Source organism: Burkholderia sp. 8Y, assembly GCF_902506145.1.
Taxonomy (GTDB): Bacteria; Pseudomonadota; Gammaproteobacteria; order Burkholderiales; family Burkholderiaceae; genus Caballeronia.
In genome coordinates this window covers 1327686-1346736 of record NZ_LR733520.1, presented here as the reverse complement: position 1 = coordinate 1346736, position 19051 = coordinate 1327686, and the positions used below count along the sequence as shown (strand labels likewise).

Below are 19051 nucleotides of genomic sequence, written 5' to 3'. Positions count from 1 at the left end.
AATGAGTCGCGCGAGACCGAGTATGACAGCAGACTGTCAGCCGGCTAACGAGGGTTTCCCTCGATCGCCGGACAAGAGCGCGGCGGACGGCTGCGCGACGATTCATTATCGACCGCGAGATGCGGCGCGCCCGCGTTCCCTTGCACTTTCATCGCTCTGTTACAGAGCGGAAACAACCGTTTCGAGGCCGTGTTACTTCCGGCGCACGCCGCGCAGATCGGCGAGGAAGTCGTCGCGCCAGACGCCCAGATTGTGCTTGCGAAGCGCCGCCATGTTGGTCTCGTAACGCTGCTGGCGCTCGGCGAGCGGCATGGCGAGCGAACGGGCGAGCGCGTCGCTCATGCCGACCACATCGTGCGGATTCACCATCACCGCGCCCGTCATTTCGCCCGCCGCGCCCGCGAACTGCGACAGCACGAGCACGCCGGGATCGTCCGGATTCTGCGCGGCGACGTATTCCTTGGCGACGAGATTCATGCCGTCGCGCAAGGGCGTGACGAGCCCGATCTGCGATTCGCGGAACAGCGACATCAGCTTCCAGCGGTCATAACGCTGGTTCAGATAGCGGATCGGCGTGTAATCGAGGCCGGAATAGCGCCCGTTGATGCGCCCTGCCTCGTACTCCAGATTCTGGCGGATTTGCTGATACGTTTCGACATCGGAGCGCGTAGGCGGCGCGATCTGCACGAGCGTGACGTTGCCGCGCCATTCGGGCGATTTCTCCAGAAAATGCTCGAACGCGCGAAATCGTTCGACGAGCCCCTTCGAATAATCCAGCCGGTCCACGCTCATGATGAGCTTGCGGCCTTCGAGACTCTGCTTCAGATCCATCACGTCCTGCCGCGCCTCGCCGCGCTGCGCCTGTTCCGCGATTTCGTCCGGAAACACGCCGATGCGGTACACGCCCGTCTTCAGCGTGCGGCCGAACGCCTCGATGTGGCCGTCTTCGGTCGCGGTGCCGTGGGCGTGCCGCACGATGTAATCGTGAAACGCGGTCTGATCGCCCTCGGTCTGAAAGCCGACGACGTCGTAGCAACAGAGCGAGCGCACCAGTTCCTCATGCGGCGGAATGTTGAGGAGAATCTGCGGCGACGGAAACGGAATGTGCAGAAAGAAGCCGATGCGATTCGTGATGCCCGCGCTACGCAATGCCTCGGCGAACGGAATCAGATGGTAGTCGTGGACCCAGATGACGTCGTCGGGTTGGAGCAGCTTGATGAGCTTGTGCGCGAGCCACGAATTCACGCGGCGGTAGCCGGCGTATTCGTCGCGGTCGTAGACGGCCAGGTCGTTGCGATAGTGGAACACGGGCCACAGCATCGCGTTCGAAAAGCCGCGGTAGTACTGGTCGTAGTCCTTCTTCGGCAGGCCGACGGTGGCGAAGGTCACGGCGCCGTCCTGCTCGAGCGTCGGTCCCTGGTTCGCGACCGTCTCGCTCACGACGTCCCCGCTCCAGCCGAACCAGACGCCGCCGCTGTCTTTCAGCGCGCCGAACACGCCGACGGCGAGCCCGCCGGCCGAGCCCTTCGTTTCGGTCGGCGTGGCGACCCGGTTGGATACGACGACGAGACGGCTCATATGCGTTCCTCTTGCGTGTTTTTTGTGTGATATGCGGTGATCGCTGTCTGAAGTTCGACTAGCAAACGGCGTGCGGGTTTCCGCGCCGCGTCCGATCACCCGAGCCGCTGCAAGAGGCGCGATAAAGCGCGCCGTGACGGACTCACGGCACGCACCGGCGTTCGTTCAACGTTCCGCTTTGCAGGGAAACGCCTTGCCGAGCCCGAGCGACACCATCGTCGTGGCGTTGAAATTTGCCTTGTCGGGATTGTCCGCGATGTACTTGCGCACCGCGTCGGTCAATTGCTGCGGCTTCACGTCGGCCGGCAGGCAGAAGTATTGGCCGACCTGCGGCCCCGTCGTGCCGCCGATGGCTTCTATCGTGTTGTAGACGCCGTCGGCCGCGCCTTCGATATAGGCGGCGCACGCGGTACGCGAGTTCGGGTCGGTCTTGATGCAGAGCTTGTTGAGATCGTTGCCGGTGAATGCGAACGCGCACACGGGCGTCGCGAGAGCACAGGCGATGGCGAATTCCCGCAGCATGGTCTTCCTTTTGTGTTGAGCGGCGGCGTATTCGGGCGAGGCGGCCGCGCCTGACCGCGCTCGCCCGGTTTCAGGCGTAGCGGTGCTATTTTGACCCATTTGCGCCGCTTTGAGCAGCGCCGCCTTGCATCGCGTCGAGGCGCGCCTGCAAGCCTTCGGCGACGTCCTTCTCGTTGTATTTGCGGGCGAAATCCACGGCCGTCATGCCGATCTGGTTTTTCACGCGCAGGTCGGCGCCCTGGTCGAGCAGCAGCTTGCAGGTCGACAAGTGGCCGCCGCGCGCCGCCATCATGAGCGGCGTCGTGCCGTTCGGCGATCCCGCGTCGATGTAGGCGGAATGGTCGAGCAGAATCTTCACGATGTCGTCGTGGCCGTTGGTCGCCGCGTAGTGCAGCGGCGTCCAGCCCTTCTTGTTCACTTCGGCGTCCTTCGCGATCAGCAGGTTCACGAACGTGGCGTCGCCGTTGAGCGCGGCGAGCATCATCGCGTTTTCGCCGGCGGGATCCAGCTTCTCGAGGTCCGTGTTCGGATTGTCGGCGAGCAGCTTGCCGACCTTGTCGGACTTTTCGCGCGCGGCGATCACGAGGAGCGGCGCGCCGGTGTTATCGACCGTATTCGGGTCTGCGCCCTGTGCGAGCTGTTTCTTGACCTCGGATACGTCGTCGAACTTGACCGCCTTGATGAGCGAGTCCACGGAGGCGGCCCAGACCGGCTGCGCGACCGCGCACGCCGCGATGAGCGCGCCCGCGAAAAGCCCGCGCACGGCCGCGCGCCGGCCCCCGCGCGAGGCGGCCGGTTGCGTGTGTGCGTGCGTGGCGGACTGAGTGGAAACCATCGGGGATGTGTTCATAGTGGACCTTCGAATTGCGATGAAACGGTGAACCGCGCCGCTTGCCTGACTCATGGCTCAGGCAGCCGGACGCGCGATCTTGAAAAGCCGGAAGAAGTTGTCGGTGGTCGCTTGGGCCACCGCTTCGTCCGTCTGCTCGCGCAATTGCGCGATGAAACGTCCGACATAACTTACGTACGCGGGTTCATTCGGCTTGCCGCGATACGGCACCGGCGCGAGATACGGCGAGTCGGTTTCGATCAAGAGACGCTCGAGCGGCACGCGCCGCGCGACGTCCTGCACGTCCGTCGCCTTCTTGAACGTGACGATGCCGGACAGCGAGATGTAGAAGTTCTGCGCGAGCGCCGCTTCGGCCACGTGCCACGGCTCGGTGAAACAGTGCATGACGCCGCCCGGCACGCTCGCGCGCTCCTCTTCCATGATGCGCAGCGTGTCTTCCGACGACGACCGCGTGTGGATGATGAGCGGCTTGCCCGTCGCGTGCGCCGCGCGAATGTGCGTGCGGAACCGCTCGCGCTGCCATTCCATCTCGGCGATGCCGCGGCCTTCGAGCCGATAGTAGTCGAGTCCCGTCTCGCCGATCGCGCACACTTTCGGATGCGCCGCCAGTTCGACCAGTTCCGCGACGCTCGGCTCCTTCGCGTCCTCGTGGTCCGGATGCACGCCGACCGACGCATAGACGTTTTCGCATCGCTCGGCGATGTCGAGCACCGAGGGCAGCGTCTCCAGGTCGACCGACACGCACAGCGCATGCGTGACCGCGTGCGCGCGCATCTTGTCGAGCACGTCCGGCAGACGGTCGGCCAAGCCTTCGAAATTGATGTGACAGTGCGAATCGACGAACATCCCGTGCTCCTTGCTGCTGTTTCTGATTCAGGCCGCCGTTCGCGGCTTCGGCGCACTATTCAGCCGCAAGCCGAGAATGACGAGATCGCGTTCCACGCCATCCAGCACCGCGACGCGCGGCAGCGTGCCCCACGCTTCGAAGCCGAAGCTCGTGAAGAGCTTAATGCTCGGCTCGTTGTGCCCGAAGACGAAGCCGAGCACCGTATCGACCTTAAGCGACGGCGCTTGATCGAGTGCCTCGCGCAGCAACTGCCTGCCGAGGCCCTTGCCGCGCGCGCGCTCGTCCAGATAAATGCTGACTTCGACGGTGCGCGCATACGCCGGGCGGCCGTAGAAATCCGAAAAACTCAGCCACGCGATCACCGCGCCGCCCTCTTCCACTACCCACAGCGGCCGCGCGTGCGGGCCGTGCGAATGGAACCAGGCGAGACGGCTTTCGATGCTGACCGGATCGAGGTCCGCGGTCACCTGTCGCGAGGCGATCGTCGAATTGTAGATGGCGACGATGGCGGGCAGGTCGTCGAGGGTGGCGTCGCGATACGTGAGACTCATGGGCGATGGCGTGGGAGACGAGGCAAAAATCAGGCGGTGAAAATCCCGCGATACGCGAGAAACAGTTCTTCGAACACGAGCCGCGCGTTCAGCGGATGATTTTCCACCGCGCGCTGGCGCGTGACGGCCTTGATGCAGCGGGCCAGCGCGGCGGGATCGGCGCTTTGCGCGCAGCGCGCGAGCGCCTTGCCCGCGCCGGGGAAATAGCGCGGGCGGCCGGCCGCGCGTTGCGCGAGCACGTCGTAGAGCCAGCGTTGCAGCCAGCCGAGGACCATCGGCACCGGCAGCTTCTGAAGGTTTTCGCCGCACGCGAACGCATCGCAGTTCGGGCCTGCGGCCAGTTGCGCGAGCGTGAAGTCGCGCAGCGCGCGGTTTTCGTCGTGCGAAAGCGAAAGCGCGGCGAGCGGCGCGCCGCCCGCTTCGGCGAGCAGGTGGGCAGCATCGTCCACGCCTTGCGACGCGAGCCATGCGCGCGCCTCGCCGGCGTCGGGCAGGCTCATCGGCCATTGACGGCAGCGGCTGATGATGGTCGGCAGCAGCCGGTCGATTCTTGCCGACACCAGCAGGAACACGACGCCCGACGGCGGTTCTTCGAGCGTCTTCAAAAGCGCATTCGACGCCGCGACGTTGAGCGCCTCGGCCGGATACAGGAGCACGACGCGCAACCCGCCGCGATGCGAGCCGAGGCTGCAAAAATCCAGCAGCGCGCGCACCTGCTCGATCTTGATTTCCTTGCTGGGCGCGCGGGACTTTTTGCCTTCGCCGTCGTCGGCTTTGTCGGCGGACGCGTCGTCCGCCGCAGCCGGTCCGGCGAGTCCCGCGAGCGCCTCGGGCAGCACGGCGCGAAAATCCGGGTGATTGCCTTGCGAGAACCACAGACACGCGGGGCATGTGCCGCACGGCTCGCCGTTGCCGGCGGGCGTCTCGCACAAGAGCCCCTGCGCGAGATGCTGCGCGAAGGCCAGCTTGCCGATGCCCGCTTCTCCGTGCAGCAACAGCGCGTGCGGCCAGTGCGCGCGCAGTTGCTGCAGGCGTTGCCAGTCGTCGGTTTGCCAGGGGTAGATCATCGGTTTCACGGGGTGAGGATTCAGAGGCCCGCGATCACGTCTGTCAGACGCTCGCGGATCGTGTCGATCGGCTGGGTCGAATCGACGATGACGAAACGCTCCGGCGATTCCGCCGCGCGGCGCAGATATTCGGCCCGCGTGCGCTCGAAGAACGCGTCCGACTCGCTTTCGAACTTGTCCGGCGCCCGCGCGGCGGAACGGCGGTCGCTCGCAGTCTCCGTCGGCACGTCGAAAAGCACGGTCAGGTCCGGCTGAAAGCCGCCCTGCACCCACCGCTCCAGCGCCTCCAGCTTGTCGCGCGGCAGACCGCGCCCGCCGCCCTGATAGGCGAACGTGGCGTCCGAGAAACGGTCCGACAGCACCCAGTCGCCGCGCGCGAGCGCCGGCTCGATCACCTGCGCGAGATGCTCGCGGCGCGCCGCGAACATCAGAAGCGCCTCGGTTTCGAGGTCCATCGGCTGATTGAGCAGAATGCCGCGCAGCGTTTCGCCGAGCGCGGTGCCGCCGGGTTCGCGCGTCATCACGACATGGTGGCCGCTTTGCGCGATCTTCGCGTCGAGTTGCTGGCGGAACCAGTCGAGATGCGTGGTCTTGCCCGCGCCGTCGATGCCTTCGAACGTGATGAATGTGCCGCGCGCCATCATTGACCCCGGATGTACTTGTCGACGGCCCTGTTGTGGTCGCCCAAATTGTCGGAAAAGATGCTGCTGCCGTCGCCGCGCGCCACGAAGTAGAGCGCGCTGCTCGGCGCGGGGTTCAGCGTGGCGTTGAGCGCGGCCACGCCCGGCAGCGCGATCGGCGTCGGCGGCAGGCCCATGCGCGTGTAGGTATTGTACGGAGTGTCCGTCTGCAGATCCTTTTTCTTCAGATGACCCTCGTACGTCGAGCCGAGTCCGTAAATCACGCTCGGGTCCGTCTGGAGCGGCATGCCGATCCGCAGGCGGTTCGCGAACACCGCCGCCACGAGCGGCCGGTCCGACGCCCGCCCCGTTTCCTTCTCGACGATCGACGCCATGATGAGCGCCTCGTACGGCGTCTTGTACGGCAGATTCGGCGCGCGCGTCGCCCACGCTTCGGCGAGGCGCTTTTGCATCGTGCGGTACGCCCGCTTGTAGACGGCGAGGTCGCTCGTGCCCTTGTCGAAGAGATAGGTGTCGGGAAAGAAGAGGCCCTCCGCCGATGCCTTGTCCGTTTCCGTCCCGCCGATGGCTTTCAGCAGGTCGGTGTCGTTCATGCCGGCCGTGTCGTGCGTGAGCGCGGGATTGCCGTCGAGTTCGCTGCGCATCTTCTGCAGCGTCCATCCTTCGATGACGGTCGCGACGTATTCGTTCACGTCGCCGCGCGCGATTTTTTGCAGCACCTCGTAGGGCGTGATGCCGCTCTTGAACGCGTAATTGCCGGATTTGAGCTGCGCGGACAGGCCGAGCACGCGCGTCATCAGCACGAACAGCTCGGGCTCGACGGGTACGCCGCCGCGATTCAACTGGGCGCTCACGCTGCGCAGGCTGCTGTGAGGCTTGATGGTGACATCGAGTTCGGCGGGGGAAAGCGTCATCGGCCGATTGGCCCAGTAATAGACGCCGCCCGCGACGGCCGCTGCGAGTATCGCGACGAGCAGCGCGGCCACGACGCATTTCTTCAGAAAAGACACGACGATTAGAGGCAGTAGTGAGATGTTGACGGAGACGCAGCTGCGACTCCGCCGCTTTGCAGCCGTTCGGCTGATTTCGACCCGTATTGTATAGATGCGGCCATGCTTCGGTCAGAGCGTGCCGCCGGGCGCTGCCAGAACGCGGCACGGCACTTGCGACTCATTTCGCTGAGCAGGCGTGAGCGTCTGCCTCTAGTTCTGGAGAACGATCAAGGAGGAAGAGATCATGAGCAAGGCAATGAGCACATTGATCGCGGCGGTCGCCGCACTGACGCTGTCTGGCGGCGCGTTCGCACAGGCGGGCGGCGGCGGATCGGCGGGCGGTTCGAACGGCGGTTCGACGGGCAGCACGGCCAGCCCGGCGAATCAGGTCAACGGCGCGACGGGCGGCTACGGCTCGCCGGGCGCGACCGGCTCCGACAGCGGCATGTCCACCCGGGCGCCGAACTCGGGCCTGCCGAGCAGCACGAGCGGCAACGCGACCACCGCCGCTCCGACGAGCAACAACACGCTTGCGACGCCGAGTGTGAAGTCGCCGGCCGCGCAGTAGGGGTTGAGGGCGGCCAGTTGCCGGGAGTGATGGCTCCTTCGGGGTAGACCGGGGCTCGAAAGGTGCGCGTCGGCGAGTCGCGGGCCGGCGCGTCGTCGGTTGGGCGGCTCGGCGCGCTGCGGTGTGCGGCGGCGGGGATCGGACGCAGGCTCGGCGGCTTTTCGCTGCGGGCGGGTCAGTGGCGCTGGCGTCGCTAGTTGCCACGAACGACGAGTGCTTCGCTGACGTACGCGTGATCTGCGACCGGCGCGGGGTCGTTGCCCCATGAAAACAGCGGCTCGTTTCGCGACGGCTACGCGCCGGTTTGCTCCGCGCCCATAGGTTGCTTTCTTCGTCGATTGCCGCAGACACGAGCCGCGCCCACGTCGACATGCGGGTCGCGCGGCGTTGGCGCCGTTGTGCACGAAAGCAACGGCGCATTCCACGACGGCTAAGCTCGCCCTCTGGCCCTGGGCCAGTCAGCCCCGCTCGCACCATCGACCTTGACGAACGAGCGTATCGCCGACGGACACGTGACCGGCGAGCGGCGCGGGTGTGCTCGTTGATGGAAACAACGGCTCAATGCCCGACGGTTACGCGCCGGTCGATCCGTTTTTCCCGTCGATTGCCGCAAACAGGCGGCGCGCACGTCGAAGTGATGGTCGCGGCGCGGGCGTCGTTGTGCATGACAGCAGCGGCGCATCACGCGACGGCTTGACCCGCCCCTTTAGCCCGCGCCAGCCACCCCGCTCGCCCCGTTGAGCGTCACGAACGAGCACCTCGCCGACGTATCTGTAACCATCGCGCGGCGCGGGCGTTGTCGACAGAAAACTGCGGCGCATTCCGCGAAAGCCGCACTCGCCAACAAACCGAAACCGCGCGCATCCCCCATCCCGCCGCCCGCGCAAAAACACGCCCCGCCCAACATCAATATAATGACTTGCCCACCTGCGCGGGGCCGGATGCACCGGCCGCGTCCCTAGCATCGACCCATCGTCCTTATGAATTCCCAGACCAGTTCCCTCGCCGCCGCCGATTTCGAAGCCCTCAGAAGCGCGGGCGTCCACATGCCGCTCACGCAGTTCGGCGTGATCGACGTGAAGGGCGAAGACGCCGTCGCCTTCCTGCATAACCAGCTCACCAACGACGTCCAGCATCTCGATGCCTCCACCGCGCGCCTCGCGGGCTATTGCTCGGCGAAGGGCCGGCTGCTCGGCTCGTTCCTGATGTGGCGTACATCGGACGCCGTGCGTCTGCTGATCGCGCAGGACATTCAGGCGCCTGTCCAAAAGCGCCTGTCGATGTTCGTGCTGCGCTCGAAGGCGAAGCTCTCCGACGCGACGCCCGAAGTCGCCGCCGTCGGCTTCGCGGGCGATGTGCGCGCGGCGCTCTCCGGCATCTTCGATGCGCTGCCCGACGGCATCCACGTCAAGGTGGAAGGTCCGCACGGCTCACTGATCCGCGTGCCGGACGCGGCAGGCCGTCCGCGCTTTCTGTGGGTCGGCCCGAAGGCGGCCATCGAGGCGCAACTGCCGACGCTCGACGAGAAACTGCGGCGCGCGCCCGCCGAACTGTGGGACTGGCTCGACATCCACGCGGGCGAGCCGCGCATCACGCAGCCGACGGTCGAGCAATTCGTCCCGCAGATGGTCAACTTCGACGTGCTCGGCGGCGTCAACTTCAAGAAAGGCTGCTATCCGGGGCAGGAAGTGGTCGCGCGCAGTCAGTATCGCGGGACCATCAAGCGGCGCACGGCGCTCGCGCATTGCGAAGCGGCGACGCCCGGCGCGGCGCTTTTTCACGCCGACGACCCCGGCCAGCCGTGCGGCATGGTCGTCAATGCCGCGCCCGCCGAAAGTGGCGGCGTCGACTGTCTCGTCGAAATCAAGCTCGCCGCGCTGGATAACGGCTCGGTGCACGTCGGTTCCGTCGACGGCCCGCGCCTCGACTTTCTGCCGCTGCCCTATGCGTTTCCTTCGGACGTCTGAGCGCCCATGTGCCTGATCGTCCTCGACTGGCAACCCGACGCGCGCCCCGGAGAGGATCGCGCGCTGCTGACGCTTTCCGCGAACCGCGATGAGTTCTTTCGCCGCGACGCCGAGCCGATGCACTGGTGGACCGACGCGCCCGGCGTGCTGGCCGGCCGCGATCTGACGGGCGGCGGCACGTGGCTCGGCGTGAGCCGCGACGGCCGCTTCGCCGCGCTCACGAACTATCGCGCGCCGGACGAGATGCGCCCGGATGCCCCGACGCGCGGCACGCTCGTGAGCGCGTTCCTCGCGGGCCAGCGCGAAACGCCGCTGAATTATCTGCGGCGGGTGGCCGAGCAAGGGCATCGCTATAACGGCTTCAATCTGCTGTGCGGCGATTTCACGCGACGCGAGCTCGGCTGGTACGGCAATCGCGCCGACGCGCCGCCCACGCTGCTCGAAGCCGGCGTGCACGGTCTCTCGAACAGTCTTCTGAACACGCCGTGGCCGAAGCTCGTCGCGCAACGGCAGGCGCTCAGCGATCTGATCGATGCGGACGAACATCCGACGCTCGATGCGCTGATCGAAACACTGCGCGATCCGCGCATCGCCGACGACGCGCATCTGCCGTCCACCGGCATTTCGATCGAGCGGGAGCGCGTGCTGTCGGCGGCGTTCATCGAGACGCCCGAATACGGCACGCGCAGCACGACCGCGCTGCGCGTGATGCCGGCTGCAAGCGGCGTTTCACTGGCGATCAAGGAGCGCAGCGATGACGACGGTTCGCATCGCGTCGTCAGGCCGGGAAATGTGGAGCGCGCGTTTTCGTTCGAGGTTACTTGAGCGGCAGCTTTGGAGCGCGGCTGTCGGAGCCTGCGCCGCATCGGCGTGTGCCGCTTCCGGCGCGACTCGAGGATCGTGCAACGCAGCGACGACGGTTCGCATCTTCGGCACGCGAAACATCGAGCGCGCGTTCGATGAACTAAGGATGAGCGTCAGCTTCCCAGCGCCCGCGAACCGCATCGAGATGCGTCCCTTTCGGCACCAGGCCGCCCATCTCGATTAACTTGTAGACCATGCAACGCAGCGACGACGGACAGTTCGCTTTCCCAGGCCGTGAGACGTTCGATATGCCAAGCATCAGCTTCCAAACGCGCCCTTCAACGCCCGCACCGCATCCGCGTGCGCCCGCGCCACTTCCGGCACGAAGCCGCCCATCTTGAAGAACTCGTGGATCATGCCTTCATAGCGCGCGAGCGTGACGCGCACGCCCGCGGCTTCGAGTTTCGCCGCATACGCAACGTCTTCGTCATATAGCGGATCATGGTCCGCCGCCGCGATCCACGCCGGCGCCACGCCCGCGAAATCCGGCTGGCCGCCTGCCGCATCGAGCGGCGCGAAGCGCCAGTCGTCGCGATCGCGGTCATCGCGCAGGTATTGGGCGAAAAACCACTGAATCGTCTCGCCCGACAGCAAATAGCCCTCGGCGAGCCGCGCATGAGAATCGCTCTGTTGCCGCGCGCTCGTGCCCGGATAGATCAGCAGTTGCAGCCGCAATGCGATGCCCGCGTCGCGCGCAAGCACCGCGCAGACCGTGGCGAGCGTGCCGCCCGCGCTGTCGCCGCCGATCGCGAGCCGCGCCGGATCGATGCCGAGCGTCGGCGCTTCGCGCGCGAGCCATTGCAGCGCGTCGAACGCGTCGTTCACGGCGACGGGAAATTTGTGCTCCGGCGCGAGCCGGTAATCGACGGATACCACCGCGCAGGGCGCGTCGTGCGCGAACTTGCGGCAGAGCGCATCGTGCGTCGCGATGCTGCCGACCGTGAAGCCGCCGCCATGCAGATACATGAGCGCCGGCGCGGGCTCGGCCCAACTCGGCGCGGCGGGATGATAGACGCGCACGCCGATCTCGCCGCCATCGCGCGTGGCGAGGCGCATGTCCTCGACGCTGTAGAGCGGCAACGGCGCGATATCGAGGATGGGCGCGCTCATCGCATACGCGGCGCGCGCCTCGTCGGGCGTCAACGTGTGATACGGCGGACGGTTCGCACGCGCGACCATGTCGAGGATCTGCGCGATCTTGGGATTGAGCGGCATGAGGCAAGCAGGAAGCGGATACGAAGGCTCACGATGATGCCACGATCGTCACGAGCCGCGCTTGGTTTCGGCCTTGTTGGACATCGGATCGCTCGGATTGCGCAGTTGCGCGATATCGTCGAGGCGCAGCCGAATCGACGCCATGATGGCCGGATGCGTGATCACGTAGAAGCGGCGGTCGCGCACCGCGTCGAACGTCATCTCGGCGATGTCGCGCGCCGAGAGCCGGCCGCTTTCCACTGCGCGCGTCAACTGCCTCGCGGCCATTTTTTGCGATGCCGTCAGCGGCGCGTCGTTGAGAAGCGCGTCGGGCCGCGACCGCTCGGCATCGGCGATGCCCGTCGGCACGAACGCCGGGCATAACAGCGACACGCCGATGGACGCGCCCGCGAGCCGCAAGTCGTGATGAAGGGTCTCGGTGAGCGCGACGACCGCGTGCTTCGATGCGTTGTAGACGCCCATCGCGGGCGCGGCCAGCAGCCCCGCGACCGACGCCGTGTTCACGATATGCGCCGGCTCCGCCTGCCTGAGCATGATCGGCGTGAACACGCGCACGCCGTTCGCCACGCCCATCACGTTGACGCCGAAGACCCACTGCCAGTCGTTCGCGCTGTTCTCCCAGATGAAGCCGCCCGCGCCCACGCCCGCGTTGTTGAAGAGCAGATGCACGCCGCCGTATGCATCGAGCGCGGCGCGTGCGAGCGCATCGACTTGCGCCGCATCCGATACGTCCGTGCGCACGCCGAGCGCGTCGCAACCTTGCGCGCGCACGGCGTCGACGGTGGCGGCGAGCGCGGCGGCGTCGATATCGGCGAGCACGAGCTTCATGCCGAGCGACGCGGCCTTGTGGGCGAACTCGCGGCCAAAACCGCTGCCCGCGCCGGTGATGACGGCGACCTTCCCTTCGAAGCTGTCCACGCGAAATCCTTTGCTGTCGTTAGCTCAGCTTCACCAGTTGCTTGCCGAAGTTCTTGCCGCGCAACAGGCCGAGAAACGCTTCCGGCGCGCTTTCGATGCCTTCTGCGATCGTCTCGCGATATTTGAGTTTTCCGGTCGCGACCGCAACGCCCAGTTCTTTCAACGCGTGCGGCCACACGTCCATGTGCTCGCTGACGATGAAGCCTTGCAGCTTCAGCCGCTGCGTGAGCAAGAGCGCGGGCGCTTTCATCGGCAAAGGCTTGCCGTCGTAGCCGGAAATCATGCCGCACAGCGCGATGCGTCCGAACGCGTTCATGCGCGCGAGCACCGCGTCGAGCACTTCGCCGCCGACGTTCTCGAAGTAGCCATCGACGCCATTCGGCGCGGCGGCTTTCAGATCGTCGCGCAGATTGCCCGCCTTGTAGTCGACGCAGGCATCGAAGCCGAGCGTCTCCACCACATAGCGGCACTTCTGCTCGCCGCCCGCGATGCCGACCGCGCGGCAGCCCACCGCCTTCGCGAGCTGGCCGACCACGCTGCCCACCGCCCCGCTCGCCGCCGACACGACGACCGTCTCGCCCGCCTCAGGCTCGATGATGCGGTTGAGCCCGTACCACGCCGTCACGCCCGGCATGCCGACGGGCCCGAGATACGCAGAAAGCGGCACGTGTGTCGTATCGACGATCTGCATCCCCTTTCCATCGGACGTGCCGTATTCCTGCCAGCCGAACATGCCGACGACCTTGTCGCCGGGCTTGAACGCCGGATTGCGCGATTCCACGACCTCGCCGACCGTCCCGCCGATCATCACTTCGTTAAGCGGTTGCGGCGGCGCATACGACTTCGTGTCGTTCATCCGTCCGCGCATGTACGGATCGAGCGAGAGATAGTGATTGCGCACGCGCACCCGGCCTTCGCCGAGCGGCGCGAGCGGCGTCTCCACCAGCCTGAAGTTGTCCGCCGACGCTTCGCCTTGCGGACGCGAAACGAGAAGAATCTGACGGTTGATCTGTGCTTCTGCCATGGAAAGTCTCCTGATCAGGCGTCGCTCGGGCCGGGCGTGGCCTCGGGATCGGAACGCAGCTTCTGGCGCACCACGTCGCGGCCCACCGCGAGCCGTTTCATGTATTTGAACGTGCCGAGCGCCTTCGCGACGAAGTGTCCTTCGCTGTCGCGGATTTCGCCTTCGCAATAGGCCATCGTCGTCGAGCGATGCAGCACGCGGCCGTAGCCGCGCAACTCGCCGCGCCCCGGCTGCATGAAGTTCACCTTCATTTCGACGGTGACGACGCCGACGCCATCGCCAGCGACACTGCGCGCCGCAAGGGCCAGCGCCGCGTCGAGCAGGGTCATCGTTACGCCGCCGTGCGCGATGCCCCACGTGTTCAGATGCGCGTCACCGAGCGGCAGGCGCACTTCGCCTTCGCCATCGCCGGCTTTCACGAGCTGCACGCCGAGCGCGTCGATGAACGGGCTTTCTATCGCGGTGCCGCGGTTCGGGGACTTGTCTTGCGTATCGGTCATCGCGGTCACACTTCGTAGTCGAGACATTGACGCGCTTCGCGTATGGCCGCCACGAAGTCCTTCACCGCGAGATGCTTCGGATGAACCTGATAGGCGGCAAGCGACGCAGTGTCGTCGAAGTCGGAGACGAGCACGACGTCGTAGGTGCAGTCGAAGCCCGGCTGCGCGATGCCGACCTCGAAGTGTCCCTGCCCCTTCACGAGGCTGCGGCAGGTTTCGAGCCTGGCCTTCAGCTTTTGCGCGTTTTCCGCGCGACTCGCGCCCTCGGCGAACTCCTTCAGCTTCCACATGACGATGTGACGTAGCACGGCGGCTCCTCTTATGCGAATAAACGAACGAAGCGCCAAGCGTAGCAAAAATCGCGATCAGCCTTGTCGTAGCACATCGTCCGACCGCACGCGCGCGACGCCCGCCGCGCGCATGTCGGACCACGCGCGCTCGAGCGAGCCGTTCAGGTCGATGGCGCGGCACGCATCCTCGATCACGCTCGCTTCGAAGCCCGCCGCGCGCGCATCGATCGCGGACCACGCGACGCAATAATCGGTCGCAAGACCCGCGAGCCACACGCGCTTCGCGCCCACTTCGCGCAGATAGCCGGCGAGGCCCGTGGGCGTCGCGCGATCCGCCTCGACAAAGGCCGAATAGCTGTCGACGCGCTCGTGATGGCCTTTGCGCACGACGAGCCGCGCATGTGGCACGTCCAGGTCGCGATGCAGCGCCGCGCCCGGCGAGCCCTGCACGCAATGCGGCGGCCAGAGCACCTGTTCGCCGTAAGGCATCGCGATGGTCTCGAACGGCGCGCGTCCCGCATGGTTCGTCGCGAACGACACGTGCGACGCCGGATGCCAGTCCTGCGTCAGCACGACATGCGAAAACGCCTTCGCGAGCCGGTTGATGACGGGCACGACTTCATCGCCCCGCGCGACCGCGAGTGCGCCGCCGGGCATGAAGTCGTATTGCACATCGACGACAAGCAGCACTTCTTCCGCTGATTTCATCTCTCAGATTCACGCATTGAAGCGCCCGTTGCTGGCCGCCAGTTCAGTCACGCGCGCCGCCGGCTGCCACGCTTCGCCGTTGCACTGCGCTGCGTACTTGCGCATGGCGCGCTCGACGTTCGGCAGGCCGAGCGTGTCGGCGTGAAACATCGGCCCGCCGCGCCAGAGCGGAAAGCCGTAGCCCGTCAGATACACCATGTCGATGTCCGATGCCTTCGCCGCGATGCCTTCCTCCAGAATCTTCGCGCCTTCGTTCACGAGCGACAGCACGAGCCGCTCGACGATCTCGTCGTCGCCGATGTCGCGCCGCGCGATGCCTGCTTCCTGCGAATAAGCGACGATCATGTCGTTCACCGCTTGCGACGGCTTCGCTTCGCGCGAGCCCGCCTCGTAGTCGTACCAGCCCGCGCCCGTCTTTTGTCCGAAGCGGCCCATTTCGCACAGCCGGTCCGCCACGGCCGGATAACGCATCTGCGGCTGCTCGCGATAGCGGCGCTTGCGGATCGCCCAGCCGATGTCGTTGCCCGCGAGATCGCTCATGCGAAACGGGCCCATCGCGAAGCCGAAGTTTTCGATGGCGCGGTCGATCTGCGCCGACAACGCGCCTTCTTCGAGCATGAAAAGCGCCTGCCGCACATACTGCTCGATCATGCGGTTGCCGATGAAGCCGTCGCATACGCGCGCCACCACCGCTGTCTTGCCGATCTTTCTCGCGAGCTGCATGACGGTCGCGAGCACGTCCTTGTCCGTCTTCTCGCCGCGCACCACTTCGAGCAGCTTCATGACGTTGGCGGGACTGAAGAAGTGCATGCCGATGACATCGCCGGGACGCCCGGTGAACGCCGCGATCTTGTCGAGATCGAGTGTCGACGTGTTCGACGCGAGGATCGCGCCCGGCTTCGCGATCGCATCCAATTGACGGAACACCTGCGCTTTCACGTCGAGGTCTTCGAACACCGCTTCGACGATCAGATCGGCTTGCGCGAGATCGGCGTAGGCGAGCGTCGGCTGAAGAAGCCGCATACGCGCGTCGAGCTGTTCCGGCGTGAGCTTGCCCTTCTTGACCTGCGCTTCGTAGTTGCGCCGCACGGTGGCGAGGCCGCGGTCGAGCGCGTCCTGTTTCGTTTCCAGCAGCACGACCGGCAAGCCCGCGTTGACGAAGTTCATCGCGATGCCGCCGCCCATCGTGCCCGCGCCGATCACGCCGATGCGCTCGATTCTCCTGAGCGGCGTGTTCGACGGCACGTCGGCGATCTTGCTGGCCGCGCGCTCGGCGAAGAACGCGTGCCGCAGCGCGCGGCTTTCGGGCGTCTGCACGAGAAAAAGAAAGCATTCGCGCTCGAAGGCGAGACCGCGATCGAAACCTTCCTTCGCGCCCATCTCGATTGCGTCGATACACTTGTGCGGCGCGGGAAAGTGCTTTGCCTTCACCGCAATGGCTTGACGCGCCGACTCGAAGCAACGCGCGGCGTCAACGTGCGCAATCGGGCGATCGCGCACTTTCGGATGCGGGCCTCTTCGATCGGCAACGCGGCGCGCGAAGCCAATGGCGGCATCGAGCAGATCGCCTTGCGCCATTTCGTCGAAAAGCGCGGTGTCCGCGAGTGTCTCCGAACGCACCGGCGTCCCCGACACGATCATGTCGAGCGCCCGCTCCAGTCCGACCACGCGCGGCAGACGCTGCGTGCCGCCCGCGCCGGGCAAGAGGCCGAGCTTCACTTCGGGCAGCGCGATCTGCGCGCCCGGCGACGCGACGCGGTAATGCGCGCCGAGCGCGAGTTCGAGCCCGCCGCCCATCGCGACCGCGTGAATCGCCGCGACGACCGGCTTCCCGCTGCCCTCGATGGTCTTGATGACAGTGGCGAGCGTCGGCTCTTGCGTTGCTTTCGGCGTGTTGAATTCGGTGATGTCCGCGCCGCCCGAAAACGCCTTGCCCGCGCCGATCAGGACAACCGCGCACACCGACGCATCGCCCTGCGCACGCTCGATGCCCTCGACGATGCCAAGCCGCGTCGAATGTCCGAGGCCGTTGACCGGCGGGTTGTCGAGCGTGATGACGGCCACGCCTTCGCGGATCATGTAGTTCACTGCCATGAATGCTTCTCCTGTCGCGCGATAGCTCATTGTGGCTGATCGGCCAAGGATAACGAAAGATGAACGGCCGTTCAATTCGGCGATGCGCTTATCTCTGAACGCAAAACGCCCCGCAGTGCGGGGCGTATCAGACGAGCGCCGCCGAGGACAGCGGCAACGCGCTCACATTGCCTTTTCCGCCGCGACGGGCAACACGTGATCGCGATACTGCTCGCGCAGCCGCACTTTCTGGAGCTTGCCCGTGGCGGTATGCGGCAGCTCGTCGGCGAACACGACGTCATCCGGAATCCACCACTTTGCGACCTTGCCTTCGTAGTGCGCGATCAGTTCCTCGCGCGTGAGCGTCGCGCCGGGCCGCAGCACGGCGACGATCATCGGCCGCTCGGTCCACTTCGGATGCGAACACGCGATGCACGCCGCCTCCGCGACTTGCGGATGCGACATCGCGATGTTTTCCAGATCGATCGAGCTGATCCATTCGCCGCCCGACTTGATCACGTCCTTGCTGCGGTCGGTGATGTGCATGAAGCCGTCCGCGTCGATGGTCGCGACGTCGCCGGTGGGGAACCAGCCGTCGATAAGCGGCGATTCATCGCGCCGGTAATAGCGGTCGATGACCCACGGCCCGCGCACGTGCAGATCGCCGAACGACTCGCCGTCCCACGGCAGTTCGCGGCCGTCGTCGCCGACCACTTTCATGTCCACGCCGAAGAGCGCGTGGCCCTGCTTTTCGCGCGATGCCCGCTGTTGCTCCGGCGTGCGCTGCTTCTGGCGAAACGAGAGGCGCGCCAGCGTGCCAAGCGGCGACATCTCCGTCATGCCCCACGCATGAATCACTTCGACGCCGTATTCGTCCTCGAACGCGCGCAGCATCGCGGGCGGACACGCCGAGCCGCCGATCACGGTGCGCTTGAGCGTCGAGAAACGCTTGTCCGACTGCTTCAGATAATTCAGCAGTCCGAGCCATACCGTCGGCACGCCCGCCGAATACGTGACGCCTTCCGCTTCCATGAGTTCGTAGAGCGACTTGCCGTCGAGGTCCTTGCCGGGGAACACGAGCTTCGCGCCGACGAGCGGCCCCGCGTGCGGAATGCCCCAGGCATTGACGTGGAACATCGGCACGACGGGCAGAATGGCATCGCTCGATGAAGCGCCCATTGCATCGGGCAGCGCGGCGGCGTACGCATGCAGCACGGTCGAACGATGCGAATACAGCGCGCCCTTCGGGTTGCCTGTCGTGCCCGACGTGTAGCAGAGAAACGAAGCCTGACGCTCGTCGAGCACCGGCCATTCGAAGGCGCCGTCCTGCGGCGCGATGAGGCTTTCATAGCTCAAGACGGGCACGCTCATGTCGCTGAGATGTTCGGCGATGCACGCGGCGTCGCCGAGCGCGATCCAGCCCTTCACGTTCGGACAATGCGGCGCGATGCGTTCCACGAGCGGGCCGAACGTCATGTCGAAGAAGACGTATGAATCGTCCGCGTGGTCGATGATGAACGCGATCTGATCCGGAAAGAGCCGCGGGTTGATGGTGTGGCACACGGCGCCCATGCCGCTGACGCCGTAGTAGCACTCCAGATGCCGGTAGCCGTTCCACGCAAGCGTGCCGACGCGCTCGCCCTGCTCCACGCCGAGCGCGATCAGCGCCTGCGCGAGTTGCTTCGCGCGCTTTTCGCAATCGCGATACGTGTAGCGATGGATGTCGCCCTCGATGCGCTTCGACACGATTTCCGTATCGCCGAAGTGGCGCGCCGCATGCGAGAGCAACGACGACGCGAGCAGCGGAATGTCCATCATCTGACCGTAAAGCGGTGCCGCCATGTGTGAAGTCCTCGACGAGTGGATGATCCCGACA

Annotated in this window: 19 protein-coding genes; 3 read left to right on the top strand and 16 right to left on the bottom strand. The window is 65.9% G+C overall.

What is annotated here, in order from left to right; genetic code table 11:
- Positions 1-192 precede the first annotated feature (192 nt).
- The 8 genes from otsA to mltG all read right to left on the bottom strand — a co-directional run bounded on the left by otsA (position 193) and on the right by mltG (position 7066).
- Positions 193-1578, bottom strand: coding sequence for an alpha,alpha-trehalose-phosphate synthase (UDP-forming) (otsA, locus tag GV035_RS16835; RefSeq protein WP_159836156.1), 1386 nt, complete (start codon positions 1576-1578; stop codon positions 193-195).
- A 165-nt stretch (positions 1579-1743) separates the two neighbouring features.
- A complete protein-coding gene (locus GV035_RS16830) occupies positions 1744-2100 on the bottom strand; it encodes a Rap1a/Tai family immunity protein (RefSeq protein ID WP_159836155.1) in 357 nt (118 codons plus the stop codon).
- 85 nt (positions 2101-2185) lie between these two features.
- A complete protein-coding gene (locus GV035_RS16825; RefSeq protein WP_442859567.1) occupies positions 2186-2950 on the bottom strand; it encodes an ankyrin repeat domain-containing protein in 765 nt (254 codons plus the stop codon).
- 57 nt (positions 2951-3007) lie between these two features.
- Positions 3008-3796, bottom strand: a complete 789-nt coding sequence (locus GV035_RS16820) for a TatD family hydrolase (protein ID WP_159836154.1) — start codon at positions 3794-3796, stop codon at positions 3008-3010.
- A 27-nt stretch (positions 3797-3823) separates the two neighbouring features.
- Positions 3824-4348 carry a GNAT family N-acetyltransferase gene (locus GV035_RS16815; RefSeq protein ID WP_159836153.1) on the bottom strand — a complete coding sequence of 175 codons (525 nt, stop codon included), beginning with the start codon at positions 4346-4348 and terminating at the stop codon, positions 3824-3826.
- 29 nt (positions 4349-4377) lie between these two features.
- Entirely contained in the window at positions 4378-5415 is a 1038-nt protein-coding gene (locus GV035_RS16810; protein WP_159836152.1) for a DNA polymerase III subunit delta', read from the bottom strand.
- 20 nt (positions 5416-5435) lie between these two features.
- The gene (gene tmk, locus GV035_RS16805; protein ID WP_159836151.1) at positions 5436-6056 is read right to left on the bottom strand and encodes a dTMP kinase; all 621 of its coding nucleotides are present in this window, start codon (positions 6054-6056) and stop codon (positions 5436-5438) included.
- A complete protein-coding gene (mltG, locus tag GV035_RS16800; RefSeq protein ID WP_159836150.1) occupies positions 6056-7066 on the bottom strand; it encodes an endolytic transglycosylase MltG in 1011 nt (336 codons plus the stop codon). Before mltG ends, tmk begins: the two co-directional genes overlap by 1 nt.
- 226 nt (positions 7067-7292) lie before the next feature.
- On the opposite strand from mltG, the gene GV035_RS16795 reads away from it, so the two are divergent.
- The 3 genes from GV035_RS16795 (at position 7293) to GV035_RS16785 (ending at position 10408) form a co-directional block, all read left to right on the top strand.
- Positions 7293-7616, top strand: coding sequence for a hypothetical protein (locus tag GV035_RS16795; protein WP_159836149.1), 324 nt, complete (start codon positions 7293-7295; stop codon positions 7614-7616).
- 980 nt (positions 7617-8596) lie between these two features.
- Positions 8597-9583, top strand: coding sequence for a CAF17-like 4Fe-4S cluster assembly/insertion protein YgfZ (ygfZ, locus tag GV035_RS16790; protein WP_159836148.1), 987 nt, complete (start codon positions 8597-8599; stop codon positions 9581-9583).
- Positions 9584-9589: 6 nt separating this feature from the next.
- Positions 9590-10408, top strand: a complete 819-nt coding sequence (locus GV035_RS16785; protein ID WP_159836147.1) for an NRDE family protein — start codon at positions 9590-9592, stop codon at positions 10406-10408.
- Positions 10409-10705: 297 nt separating this feature from the next.
- Here the strand turns inward: GV035_RS16785 and GV035_RS16780 are convergent, their stop codons facing one another.
- The 8 genes from GV035_RS16780 to GV035_RS16745 all read right to left on the bottom strand — a co-directional run bounded on the left by GV035_RS16780 (position 10706) and on the right by GV035_RS16745 (position 19017).
- On the bottom strand, positions 10706-11662 hold the full coding sequence (locus GV035_RS16780; protein ID WP_159836146.1) for an alpha/beta hydrolase: 957 nt from the start codon (positions 11660-11662) through the stop codon (positions 10706-10708).
- A 48-nt stretch (positions 11663-11710) separates the two neighbouring features.
- Positions 11711-12580, bottom strand: a complete 870-nt coding sequence (locus GV035_RS16775) for an SDR family oxidoreductase (RefSeq protein WP_159836145.1) — start codon at positions 12578-12580, stop codon at positions 11711-11713.
- Positions 12581-12599: 19 nt separating this feature from the next.
- Positions 12600-13604 (bottom strand): NADP-dependent oxidoreductase, encoded by a 1005-nt coding sequence (locus GV035_RS16770; RefSeq protein WP_159836144.1) that lies wholly within the window; start codon positions 13602-13604, stop codon positions 12600-12602.
- 14 nt (positions 13605-13618) lie between these two features.
- Complete coding sequence (locus GV035_RS16765; RefSeq protein WP_159836143.1) at positions 13619-14104, bottom strand: PaaI family thioesterase; 486 nt, start codon at positions 14102-14104, stop codon at positions 13619-13621.
- A 5-nt stretch (positions 14105-14109) separates the two neighbouring features.
- Entirely contained in the window at positions 14110-14412 is a 303-nt protein-coding gene (locus tag GV035_RS16760) for a Dabb family protein (protein WP_159836142.1), read from the bottom strand.
- Between the two features lie 57 nt (positions 14413-14469).
- On the bottom strand, positions 14470-15102 hold the full coding sequence (pncA, locus tag GV035_RS16755; RefSeq protein WP_159836141.1) for a bifunctional nicotinamidase/pyrazinamidase: 633 nt from the start codon (positions 15100-15102) through the stop codon (positions 14470-14472).
- A 9-nt stretch (positions 15103-15111) separates the two neighbouring features.
- Positions 15112-17196: a 3-hydroxyacyl-CoA dehydrogenase NAD-binding domain-containing protein gene (locus GV035_RS16750; RefSeq protein ID WP_159836140.1), complete on the bottom strand. Its 2085-nt coding sequence runs from the start codon at positions 17194-17196 to the stop codon at positions 15112-15114.
- A gap of 162 nt (positions 17197-17358) precedes the next feature.
- Positions 17359-19017, bottom strand: a complete 1659-nt coding sequence (locus tag GV035_RS16745) for a 3-(methylthio)propionyl-CoA ligase (protein WP_159836139.1) — start codon at positions 19015-19017, stop codon at positions 17359-17361.
- Positions 19018-19051: the final 34 nt, after the last annotated feature.